Below are 11,914 nucleotides of genomic sequence, written 5' to 3'. Positions count from 1 at the left end.
GTATAGTAATATCAACTTACATTATAATGGATTTTTTATGTATGTGGGAGATACTTTTTGTATCTCCTTTTAATTTTTTAAGCAGTAATTATTACTACTTTTGCCTACTAAAATTATACTCTAAGTTTTTTACTATGTTATTATAATTTTTTTTATTTTGTATAAAATATATAAGGGTGACCTTTATTTCTCATTGGTTCAATAAAACAGTCAGTTAACCATTATCATATCACAATGGTAATATTATAAAGGGAGAATTATATATGACAAAAGAAATAAATAAATTAATAGCATCTATATGCTGCGTTGTTGTTACTTTTGCTACGGCATTTTATTCACTAAAGAATGTAAATTCTTATAAAGATAGTAATGTATATAAAGAAGAAGTGAAAACACTAGGGAAGCCAATTATTAATAAGAAAGAAGGCATAGTTGTAAAATCTGATGGAAAGGAGGTAGCAGTTCTGGAAAGTGAGCAGGATATAAAAAGGCTATTAGATAAGATAAAGGAACAATATATAAATAGCAGTTCTGTGAAAGATATAGGAGAAATAAAATTAAATAACAAAATAACATACTATAAAACCGATGTTTCAATAGATGAATTAAAAGGTGTGGAATATTATGCTTCTTCTATAATTAATGGCCATGATGATATTAGTGCAATAAGTTTTACCATAAAGGGAAAAGAACCTGAAAAAAGCGCACCTATTTTATCTAGGGGTACTATATCATCAAATTTTGGGCAAAGGTGGGGAAAGATGCATAATGGTATAGATATAGCTGCTCCATTAGGTACTTCTATACATTGTGTATTACCAGGAAAGGTGATTTATTCTGGTTGGGAAGATGGATATGGAAATGTGATAAAAATAGAAAATGAAAATAATATAGTAACTATTTATGGACACTGTAATAAATTGTTTGTAAAAAAAGGAATATATGTAGGAAAAGGAGAAAAGATTGGAGAAGTAGGAAGTACAGGAAGGAGCACAGGACCTCATCTTCATTTTGAAGTAAGAAAAAACGGCACCCCGCAGGATCCTCAGGATTATTTAAATTAAACTTGCAATAAGTTCACCTAAATGGAATAAATTATTTCTTACTTTCTCACATTAGCGATTTACAAATTCACCGTATTAAAGTATAATATGAAATATATTAATTTTATAAGGTATATGAGGAGGAAGTAAAAAATGAAAAAGAAATTTGTCCTAGCAATAATATCAGTATTTATATTAAGTTCTGTTTTAATAGGATGTGGGAATAGTCATGACACAGCTAATAAAGATAAATCATTAGAGCAAATTAAAAACAAGGGAGAGTTTGTAGTAGGATTAGATGATACTTTTGCACCTATGGGTTTTAGAGATGAAAAGGGGCAAATTGTTGGTCTTGATATTGATTTAGCAAAAGAGGCTGCAAAAAGGATGGGGGTAAAGGTAGTTTTTAAACCTGTTGAATGGGATGGAATAATAATGAGCTTAAATAATGGAGACATAGATGTAATTTGGAATGGATTAAGTATTACTGACAAAAGAAAAGAGCAGATAGGCTTTACTAAACCATATATAAATGACAGACAGGTAGTTATGGTACAAAATAATTCTACTATAAAAGATAAAAAAGATTTAGCTGGCAAAGTAGTGGCTATTCAAATGGGAAGTACCAGTGAAGATGCAATTAAGACACAACCAGAAGTAATGAAAAGTTTTAAGGAATTGAAGAAATATGGGAATTATGCAGAAGCATTAATGGATTTAAAGATTGGCAGAGTAGATGCTGTTGTTATAGATGAAATTGTTGGAAGATATTATTCTAATAAAAAACCCGGAATATATAAAATTTTAGATGATAACTTTGGAAATCAACCTATGGGTGTAGGAGTAAGAAAAGAAGACAATACTTTTAGGGAAGAATTGGACAAGACCCTTGATAAAATGAAGGCAGATGGAACTACAGCTAAGTTATCAGAAAAATGGTTTGGAAAAGACTTATTTATAAAATAGGAGTGGTTCAAAATGTCCAATTTTAATGATTCAGTTCTTTTTATATTACAGGGCAGTACTGTAACAATAAAGTTATTTTTAGTAGTATTTATACTATCAATTCCCCTAGCTGCTATATTATCATTAGTTAAGATATGTAAGAATAAACTTCTAAAGAAGATTGTGGGAATTTATACTTGGTTATTTAGAGGAACCCCTTTGCTTTTACAATTATTTTTTATATATTTTGGATTGCCGGTTTTAGGCATAAAGTTTAGCCGTTTTACAGCAGCAACTATAGCTTTCACTTTAAATTATGCAGCATATCTAACTGAAATATTTAGAGGAGGACTTCAATCTGTAGATAAAGGTCAATATGAAGCTGCCAGGGCTTTAGGAATGAGCTATTCTCAAACTATGAAGCAAATAATAGTACCTCAAGGTATAAAAAGAGTGTTACCCTCTACTTGTAATGAGGGAATAAGCTTAGTTAAAGACACGGCTTTAGTTGCTACTATAGGCATGGAGGAAGTACTAAGAGCCTCAAAGGAAATTTTAACTAGAGATTTTACTATAATTCCCTTCTTTATTGCTGCAGCAATATATTTATGTTTAAATTCAATTGTAGTAATTTGCTTTAAAATGCTTGAGAGAAGATATTCGTATTTTGAATAAGAAATTTAATATTGAAATGGCAGAAGTGATTTATTATATGAGATTACCTCTGCCATCTCTCTTTTAGGGAATATCTTGACAAAAAAAGCTTTAAAGTTTATACTTTGACTATCAAAATATTTGATAATCAAAAAAGTGGGGAGGAGATTATATGAAAATATCTCCTTTGCAAATTGGTAATTTAGAAATAAAGGTTCCTATTATTCAAGGAGGAATGGGTATAGGAGTTTCACTTTCAAGATTAGCTGCTGCAGTGGCTGAGGAAGGTGGAATGGGGATTATATCAGGAGCCCAAATAGGGTTTAGGGAACCAGATTTTTTAACCAATAGCAAAGAGGCTAATATTAGAGCCTTAAAAAAGGAAATAAAAAAGGCAAGGGAGCTAAGTCCCAATGGAGTTATAGGATTAAATTTAATGGTAGCTATGAACAATTACCGGGAAATGGTAGACGCAGCTGTTGAATCTGGAATAGATGCAATAATATCTGGGGCTGGATTACCAACCTCATTACCTAAACTAGTAAAGGGAAGCAACACTAAAATTGCTCCTATAGTTTCTTCAGGAAAAGCTGCTAGACTTATGTGTAAGTTATGGGATGAAAGATATTCCTATGTTCCTGATTTTATAGTAGTTGAAGGTCCCAAGGCAGGTGGACATCTAGGATTCCATTTAGAGGATATATTAGAAGGAAAAGAGAGCAGCTTAGAGGATATATTAAAAGATGTAATAGAAATAGCAAAACAGTATGAGAAAAAATATCAGGTAAAGATACCTGTCATAGCTGCAGGTGGAATATATACAGGAAAAGATATTGGTAAGTTTTTAAAACTAGGGGCCTCTGGGGTTCAAATGGGAACAAGGTTTATAGGTACAGAAGAATGTGATGCAGATATAAAATATAAAGAAAGTTTTGTAAAATGTTCTAAAGAGGATATACAAATAATAAAGAGTCCTGTAGGTCTTCCAGGTAGAGCTATAAAAAATCAATTTATAGAGAAAGTAACAAATGAAAAGGAAAAGGTAGATAAATGCTTTGGATGTCTAAGGAAGTGTGATCCTAACAATACGATTTACTGTATATCAAGGGCGTTAATTAATGCAGTAGAAGGAAATGTAGATGAAGGAGTGCTTTTTACAGGAAGTAATGGATATAGAATTGATAAAATTGTTACAGTAAAGGAACTCATGCAGGAACTTATCAGGGAAGTGGCAGATTATGAGTAATTCAATTTATGTTTTGAATGAATTATTAGTAGATATATTTAATGATATACTTATTATAGAACAAAATGCTTTTCAAGGGGGAACACTTAGTGACTTATCCGTAACAGAAGTTCATACTATAGAAGCAATAGGCATGTACAATAAAAGAACTATGTCAGAGGTTGCCTTAAGCTTAAAAATAACTGTTGGAACTTTGAGTACAGCTATAAATAATCTTGTAAGAAAAGGATATGTAGAGAGAAGCAGATGTGAGTCAGATAGAAGAATTGTGTATATAAGCCTAACTAAAAAAGGTAAATTGGCTTACAGAATTCATCGAAAATTCCATTCAGATATGATAAAGGAGACTATATCTGGATTGACAGAAGAGGAAGAAAAGATTCTTATAAGTTCTTTGGATAAGTTAAATAAATTCTTTAAGAACAAATATAATTTAGAGTGCAATAAAAAGGAGACTTAATAAATGAAAGAAGTTCAGATTTTGGCTACTGGAAGCTATGTACCTGATAGGATTGTGACAAATGATGAATTAGCTACTGTTATAGATACAAATGATGAATGGATAAAAACTAGAACAGGAATTGGTGAGAGAAGAATAACTACAGGGGAGAATACTTCAAGTATAGCGGCTAAAGCAGCGCTAAAAGCTTTAGAAAACTCATCTATAAAACCTTTGGACATAGATCTAATTATAGTAGCTACTACTACTCCTGATTGTTATACTCCTTCAACAGCTTGTATTGTTCAAGATATAATAGGTGCAGCAAATGCAACCTGTTTTGATATATCAGCTGCTTGTTCAGGTTTTATATATGCATTAAACATAGCCTATCAGTTTATTAAAAATGGCACTAAAAAGAATGCTCTTATCATAGGTGCGGAAACCTTATCCAAAATTTTAGATTGGAATGACAGAAGTATCTGTGTATTATTTGGAGATGGAGCAGGAGCGGCTATATTAGGATGTGGAGAAGAAAAAGGATTAATTCAGATATACACAGGCTCTGACGGTAAAGGAGCTAATCTTTTAAAATGTAATGCAGTGCCTATAGATATAAACAATAAAAAGTTAAAAGAAAAAATACCACAAAATGCAGATAATGAAGGATATCATTATTTATCTATGGAAGGAAGAGAAATATTTAAGTTTGCTGTTAAGGCAATGGGAGAAACTATAAAGACTCTTCTCAGCTCATCTGGATTAACTATAGATGACATTAAATATATAGTTCCTCATCAGGCAAATTTGAGGATAATAGATTATATGATAAAAAAACTGAAGGTAGATAAGAAAAAGTTCTATACTAATTTACAATATTATGGTAATACTTCTGCAGCTAGTATACCTATAGCTCTTGATCAAATGAATAGAGAAGGTTTACTGGAAAAAGGAGATAAAATACTCTTAGTAGGTTTTGGAGGAGGACTTACTTGGGGTGGAACAATAATAGAGTGGACAATAGACAAACAGATATCATCATAGGCATAGATTGAATTTTGGAGGTATGAAAATGATATTTGAAAAGATAAGAAAGATAATAGCAGAACAGCTAAATATAGGTGAAGATGCAATAACAATTAATACATCTTTTGAAGAATTAGGCGTAGATTCTTTAGATCTTTTTCAAATAGTAATAGAAATAGAAGAGGAATTTAATATTCAGATAGAAGACGCAGAAGCAATAAAGACAGTTAGGGATGCAGTTAAATTTGCAGAAGAAAATACTACTAAGGAGGGGGATAATTTATGAAAAATAATGTTTTTTGTAATATGGTAGGAATAGAATATCCCATTATTCAGGGAGCTATGGCTTGGATTGCAGATAGTTCCTTAGCAGCTGCTGTATCTAATGCTGGTGGTTTAGGGATTATAGCTTCAGGTAATGCACCTGTAGATGCAGTAAGAGAAGAAATTAGAAGAACAAAACAATTAACAGATAAGCCTTTTGGAGTAAATATAATGCTTTTAAGCTCTAATGCTGAAGAAGTAGCAAAACTTGTTTGTGAAGAAGGAGTAAAAGTAGTTACTACTGGAGCTGGTAACCCAGGTAAATATGTACACATGTGGAAAGAGCATGGAGTAAAGGTTATTCCTGTTGTAGCATCTGTAGCATTAGCAAAAAGAATGGAAAGAGCAGGAGCAGATGCAGTAATAGCAGAGGGTTGCGAAGCAGGAGGACATGTTGGAGAATTAACCACTATGGCGTTGGTTCCTCAAGTAGTAGATGCAGTAAATATTCCTGTTATTGCAGCAGGTGGAATTGGAGATAAAAGGGGCGTAGGGGCAGCTTTTATGTTAGGAGCTTTAGGGGTTCAAGTTGGAACTAGATTTTTAGTAGCTAAGGAATGTACGGTACATCAGAATTATAAAGATAAAGTATTAAATGCTAAAGATATAGATACTGTGGTAACAGGAAGAAGTACAGGTCATCCTGTAAGAGTACTTAGAAATAGATTATCAAGAAAATTTCAAATACTTGAGAAGAAAGAGGTCTCAATTGAACAGTTAGACAAACTTGGTAAAGGAGCTTTAGTAAAGGCTGTTAAAGAGGGAGATACAGATAATGGTTCTGTAATGGCAGGACAGATAGCAGGACTTATTTCTAAAGAGGGAACTTGTAAAGAAATAATAGAAGAAATGTTTGACTTAAAGTCGTTGTTAGATAAATTTGATTCCATAGTTTAATTTTAATATTCTTTAGATTAAAAAATATAAAGATTGGAGAATAGTTTATGGAAGGTATAAGAAAAATTGCTTTTCTCTTCCCAGGTCAGGGTGCTCAATATGTTGGTATGGGAAAAGAGTTATATGATAACTTTTCACAGTGTAAGAGGACATTTAATGAAGCAGATGAAGCTTTAGGCTTTAGCATAAGCAATTTCTGTTTTAATGGACCAGAAGAAGAATTAAACAAAACAGAAATAACCCAACCAGCTATTTTAACTACCAGTGTGGGGGCACTGAGAATATTAGAAGAAGAAGGTATAAAGCCTAGCCTAGTTGCAGGGTTAAGCCTTGGAGAATATTCAGCCCTTGTATGTAGTAAAAGATTAAACTTTATGGATGGAGTTAAATTAGTAAAAAAGAGGGGAAAATATATGCAGGAAGCAGTGCCTCAAGGTATTGGAGGTATGGCTGCAATAATAGGACTAAAGGAAGAAAAAATCTATGAAGTATGTAAGGAAGCTTCATCATTAGGTATAGTTGAGCCAGCTAATTTTAATTGCCCTGGGCAAATAGTTATAGCTGGAGAAATAGAAGCATTAAAATATGCTTGTGAAGTTGCTAAAGAAAAAGGAGCGTTAAAAGCAATTATGCTTAATGTAAGTGGACCTTTCCACAGCTCCATGCTAATAAAAGCAGCAGAAAAATTAGAAGAAGAATTACTTAATATTGAATTTAAAAAATCAGATATTCCATTATTAACAAATGTAACTGGTGATTATTTAGAAGAAGATAAAATAAAAGACACATTAAAAAAACAGATAATGAGTTCTGTTAAATGGGAACATACAATCAATACCATGTTAAAAGATGGCATAAATGCTTTTGTAGAAATAGGACCAGGTAAGGTATTAAGTGGATTTGTAAGGAAGATAAATAGAAAAGCAGAAGTTTATAATGTAGAAGATATAAAATCTTTAGAAAAAACTTTAAATGCTTTAAAAGGTTAGAAACATTTTAATGATATAATTTGTTTGGAGTGGATATAGAATATGAATAATAAAATATTACAAGGTAAGACAGCCTTGATTACAGGTGGAAGCAGGGGGATAGGAAGAGTCATAGCATTAAAACTTGCAGAACTTGGTGCAAATATAGTAGTTAATTATAAAAGTAGTGCTAATGCTGCGGAAGAAATAGTTAAAAACGTAGAAAGCAAAGGGACAAAGGCTATTGCAGCTCAAGGTGATGTTAGCAGTTTTACTGATGCAGAAAAAATAATAAAAACTGCAGTGAGTGAGTTTGGAGCTTTGGATATACTAGTAAACAATGCTGGAATTACAGCGGATGGACTTTTAATGAGAATGAAAGAAGAAGATTTTGATAAAGTAATAGAAGTTAATTTAAAGGGAGCTTTTAATTGCATAAGGCATGCTTCCAAAGTTATGGTTAAGCAAAGATCAGGGAAGATAATAAATATATCTTCTGTTGTAGGCATTACAGGCAATGCAGGTCAGGCTAATTATGCTGCTGCTAAGGCAGGAGTAATTGGACTTACAAAATCTGCAGCAAAAGAATTAGCTTCAAGAGGAATTAATGTAAATGCAGTAGCTCCAGGATTTATAGAAACAGATATGACAGATACTCTTTCAGAAAAAGTTAGAGAAGGTGCATTAGGGAGTATTCCTTTAAAGAGATTTGGAAAGGCTGAAGATGTAGCTGAAGTTGTAGCATTTTTATCCTCAGACAATTCTTCTTATATAACAGGCCAGGTTATAAATGTAGACGGAGGAATGGTTATTTAATTATTTAAAGAAAGGTTGGTATGTAAGGTGAAAAGAAAAGTAGTTGTTACAGGAATGGGCGCCATAACTCCTGTGGGAAATAATGTAGAAACCTTTTGGAATAGTTTAAAAAATGGGGCTTGTGGTATAGATTTCATTAAAGCATTTGATACAGAAAAATTTAAAGCCAAACTTGCTGCGGAAGTTAAGGATTTTAATCCAGAGGATACAATAGGCAAAAAAGAAGCAAAAAGAATGGATAGATATTGTCAGTTTGCTGTAGCAGCGGCAGTTGAGGCAGTTAAAGATGCAAATTTAGACTTAGAAAAAATAGAACAAGAAAGATTTGGAGTAGTCGTAGGTTCAGGAGTAGGTGGAATAGGAACTATGGAAAAACAACATCAAGCTTTATTAGAAAAGGGTCCTAGTAGAGTACATCCACTATTTATTCCAATGATAATAGGCAATATGGCAGCGGGGAATATAGCAATAAAATTTGGAGCTAAGGGAATATGCACAACAGTGGTAACAGCTTGTGCAACAGGAACAAATTGTATTGGCGAAGCTTATAGAATGATTCAAAATGGTGTAGCTGATGTTATAATAGCCGGTGGGACAGAAGCTTCTATTACGCCACTTCCCATAGCAGGATTTATTTCCCTTACTGCATTAAGCAGGAGTACAGATCCTAAGAGAGCTTCTATTCCTTTTGATAAAGAAAGAAATGGATTTGTTATGGGAGAAGGATCAGGTATAGTTATACTTGAATCCCTAGAGCATGCTGAAAAGAGGAATGCAAAAATATATGCAGAAGTGGTAGGCTATGGATCAACTTGTGATGCTTATCATATAACTTCTCCCTCACCAGATGGAGAAGGGGCTGCAAGAGCTATTAAAATTGCTATAGAAGAAGCAGGCATAGAACCATCACAGGTTTCTTATATAAATGCGCATGGAACAGGTACAGAAGCTAATGATAAGTTTGAGACAGCAGCAATAAAAACTGCTTTTGGTGATTGTGCTAAAGATATACCTGTAAGCTCAACAAAATCAATGACAGGTCATCTTTTGGGTGCTGCAGGAGCAATAGAAATTGTTGCTTCAGTTAAAGCCATGGAAGATAGTTTTATTCCTCCTACTATTGGATATGAAGTATTCGATGAGGAATGTGATTTAGATTATGTACCTAATAAGGGTAGGAAAAAAGAATTAAACTATGTTATGTCTAATTCTTTAGGATTTGGTGGACATAATGCAGTTATTCTATTAAAAAAATGGAGTGAATAAATATGGATTTTAAAGGTATTGCTGAATTACTAAAGGTAATGAGTGATTCTAAAATTACAGATTTAGAAATTGCAGAAAATGGTGTATCCATAAAGATGAAAAAGGATGCAGAAAAAGTATATATTAAGAATCCTCAGGATAAAACTGTAGCTTCCATGGATAATAGCATAGAAGAAATGAACATTGCTAAAGAAGATGTGGCTACCGAAAAATTAGAGAATACTGCGGTAGAAGATAATACTGATTTAACTATAATGTCATCCCCTATAGTTGGAACATTTTATGGCTCACCTTCACCGGATAAGGAGCCATTTGTTAAGGTTGGAAGTAAAGTGAAAAAGGGAGATACCTTATGCATTATAGAAGCCATGAAATTAATGAATGAAGTAGGCAGTGAAGTGGATGGTGAAATAGTAGAAATAATGGTTAAGGATGGGGACATGGTAGAGTATGGTGAGCCTCTATTTAAAATTAAACTATAAAATTTATTAATGAAGGTGATTTTATGGATAAAGAATTAAATATAAAGGATATTATGGAAATACTTCCTCATAGATATCCTTTTTTATTGGTAGATAAAATAGTACAGTTAGAACCAGGTAAAAAAGTTGTAGGATATAAAAATGTAACTATGGATGAATATTTTTTTCAAGGACATTTCCCAGGGGAGCCTGTAATGCCAGGAGTTCTCATTATAGAAGCATTAGCACAAACAGGGGCAGTTGCAGTATTAAGTCTTGATAAATTTAAAGGGAAAATAGCATATTTTGCAGGAATAAATAAAGCAAGATTTAGAAGAAAGGTAGTGCCTGGGGACACATTAAAATTAGAAGTTGAATTAATAAAATTGAAAGGGTCAGCAGGAATAGGCAGTGCTGTAGCCACTGTAGATGGAGAAAAAGCGGCGGAAGCAGAAATAATGTTTGTGATAAGGTGATAAAATGTTTAAAAAAATACTAATTGCCAATAGAGGAGAAATTGCTGTAAGAATAATAAGAGCATGTAGAGAAATGGGGATAGAGACAGTAGCTGTATATTCAACAGTGGATAAGGAATGTCTACATGTTCAAATGGCAGATGAGGCAGTATGTATAGGACCAGCCTCTCCCAAGGATAGCTATTTAAATACAAAAAATATATTAAGTGCTACTGTACTAAGTGGGGCAGAGGCTATTCACCCAGGATTTGGTTTCCTTTCTGAAAATAGCAAATTTGCTCAAATGTGTAAGGAATGTAATATAACTTTTATTGGACCAGAAGCAGATATTATAGATAAAATGGGAAACAAATCTAATGCCAGAAGTATGATGATAGAAGCTGGAGTCCCAGTAGTGCCAGGCTCTAAAGAACCTATACTTAGTGATGAAGAAGCACTAAAAAATGCCAAGGATATAGGATATCCTGTAATGATTAAAGCTTCTGCCGGTGGTGGAGGCAGAGGAATTAGAATAGTAAGAAATGAAGAAGAGCTTTTAAGTTCTTTGAATACTGCTAAAACAGAAGCTAAAGCAGCCTTTGGTGATGATACTATGTATATGGAAAAGTATTTAGAAAATCCAAGACATGTAGAGATACAGATATTGGCTGATAATTATGGAAACATAGTTTATTTGGGGGAAAGAGATTGCTCCATACAAAGAAGAAACCAAAAGGTATTAGAAGAAGCTCCATGTCCTATAATGACACCAGAATTGAGAAAGAAAATGGGAGAAGCAGCTATAAAAGGAGCAAAATTTGTAGGATATAAAAATGCCGGAACTATAGAATTTTTATTAGATAAAAATAATAATTTTTATTTTATGGAGATGAACACAAGGATTCAAGTGGAGCATCCTATAACAGAGTTTGTTACAGGAATAGATTTGATAAAGGAACAAATAAAAATAGCTTCAGGAGAAAAATTGAGTTTTACCCAAGAAGATATAGAAATAAAAGGTAATGCTATAGAATGTAGAATAAATGCAGAAGATCCTGAAAAGGATTTTAGACCTTCACCAGGGAAAATTGATGGTTTATTTGTACCAGGAGGATTGGGGGTCAGAGTAGATTCTCTTCTTTACGATGGATATAAAATACCACCAAACTATGATTCAATGGTAGCAAAGCTTGTAGTATATGGGAAAAATAGAGAAGAAGCTATAAATAAGATGAGAAGAGCTTTGGGAGAATTTTTAATTGGTGGAATTAAGACCAATATTGATTATCAGTTTAATATAATAAATAATAATGAGTTTATAAAAGGAAGTTATGATACAGGTTTTATTGCCAGAAACCATAAATAGGAGATGAT

Annotated in this window: 14 protein-coding genes; all 14 read left to right on the top strand. The window is 32.8% G+C overall.

The genetic code is table 11. The features are described from left to right. Positions 1-263: 263 nt before the first annotated feature. Positions 264-1,064 carry a M23 family metallopeptidase gene (locus CLLI_RS03910; RefSeq protein WP_106062938.1) on the top strand — a complete coding sequence of 267 codons (801 nt, stop codon included), beginning with the start codon at positions 264-266 and terminating at the stop codon, positions 1,062-1,064. Between the two features lie 132 nt (positions 1,065-1,196). Beyond that, positions 1,197-2,009 (top strand): amino acid ABC transporter substrate-binding protein, encoded by an 813-nt coding sequence (locus CLLI_RS03905; RefSeq protein ID WP_106062937.1) that lies wholly within the window; start codon positions 1,197-1,199, stop codon positions 2,007-2,009. Positions 2,010-2,021: 12 nt separating this feature from the next. Then, positions 2,022-2,663 (top strand): amino acid ABC transporter permease, encoded by a 642-nt coding sequence (locus CLLI_RS03900; protein ID WP_106062936.1) that lies wholly within the window; start codon positions 2,022-2,024, stop codon positions 2,661-2,663. 151 nt (positions 2,664-2,814) lie between these two features. Next, positions 2,815-3,888, top strand: a complete 1,074-nt coding sequence (locus CLLI_RS03895; RefSeq protein WP_106062935.1) for an NAD(P)H-dependent flavin oxidoreductase — start codon at positions 2,815-2,817, stop codon at positions 3,886-3,888. Beyond that, a complete protein-coding gene (locus CLLI_RS03890; protein WP_106062934.1) occupies positions 3,881-4,348 on the top strand; it encodes a MarR family winged helix-turn-helix transcriptional regulator in 468 nt (155 codons plus the stop codon). Before CLLI_RS03895 ends, CLLI_RS03890 begins: the two co-directional genes overlap by 8 nt. Positions 4,349-4,351: 3 nt before the next feature. Then, on the top strand, positions 4,352-5,371 hold the full coding sequence (locus CLLI_RS03885; RefSeq protein ID WP_106062933.1) for a beta-ketoacyl-ACP synthase III: 1,020 nt from the start codon (positions 4,352-4,354) through the stop codon (positions 5,369-5,371). Positions 5,372-5,399: 28 nt separating this feature from the next. Beyond that, complete coding sequence (gene acpP, locus CLLI_RS03880) at positions 5,400-5,639, top strand: acyl carrier protein (RefSeq protein ID WP_106062932.1); 240 nt, start codon at positions 5,400-5,402, stop codon at positions 5,637-5,639. Continuing rightward, positions 5,636-6,574, top strand: a complete 939-nt coding sequence (gene fabK, locus CLLI_RS03875) for an enoyl-[acyl-carrier-protein] reductase FabK (protein ID WP_106062931.1) — start codon at positions 5,636-5,638, stop codon at positions 6,572-6,574. Before acpP ends, fabK begins: the two co-directional genes overlap by 4 nt. Positions 6,575-6,630: 56 nt before the next feature. Further along, positions 6,631-7,563 (top strand): ACP S-malonyltransferase, encoded by a 933-nt coding sequence (gene fabD, locus CLLI_RS03870; RefSeq protein ID WP_106062939.1) that lies wholly within the window; start codon positions 6,631-6,633, stop codon positions 7,561-7,563. Positions 7,564-7,605: 42 nt separating this feature from the next. Then, positions 7,606-8,358 carry a 3-oxoacyl-[acyl-carrier-protein] reductase gene (fabG, locus tag CLLI_RS03865; protein ID WP_106062930.1) on the top strand — a complete coding sequence of 251 codons (753 nt, stop codon included), beginning with the start codon at positions 7,606-7,608 and terminating at the stop codon, positions 8,356-8,358. Between the two features lie 27 nt (positions 8,359-8,385). Further along, positions 8,386-9,624, top strand: coding sequence for a beta-ketoacyl-ACP synthase II (gene fabF / locus CLLI_RS03860; RefSeq protein ID WP_106062929.1), 1,239 nt, complete (start codon positions 8,386-8,388; stop codon positions 9,622-9,624). Positions 9,625-9,626: 2 nt separating this feature from the next. Then, positions 9,627-10,106 (top strand): acetyl-CoA carboxylase biotin carboxyl carrier protein, encoded by a 480-nt coding sequence (gene accB, locus CLLI_RS03855; protein ID WP_106062928.1) that lies wholly within the window; start codon positions 9,627-9,629, stop codon positions 10,104-10,106. 23 nt (positions 10,107-10,129) lie between these two features. Then, complete coding sequence (gene fabZ, locus CLLI_RS03850) at positions 10,130-10,561, top strand: 3-hydroxyacyl-ACP dehydratase FabZ (RefSeq protein WP_106062927.1); 432 nt, start codon at positions 10,130-10,132, stop codon at positions 10,559-10,561. Positions 10,562-10,565: 4 nt separating this feature from the next. Continuing rightward, positions 10,566-11,906 (top strand): acetyl-CoA carboxylase biotin carboxylase subunit, encoded by a 1,341-nt coding sequence (locus CLLI_RS03845; RefSeq protein WP_106062926.1) that lies wholly within the window; start codon positions 10,566-10,568, stop codon positions 11,904-11,906. Positions 11,907-11,914 lie beyond the last annotated feature (8 nt).

It is taken from the genome of Clostridium liquoris, from assembly GCF_002995785.1.
In the GTDB taxonomy this organism is placed as follows: Bacteria; Bacillota; Clostridia; order Clostridiales; family Clostridiaceae; genus Clostridium_AO; species Clostridium_AO liquoris.
Note: the sequence above shows the minus strand (reverse complement) of the source record. Positions and strands in the feature narration are given on the sequence as shown.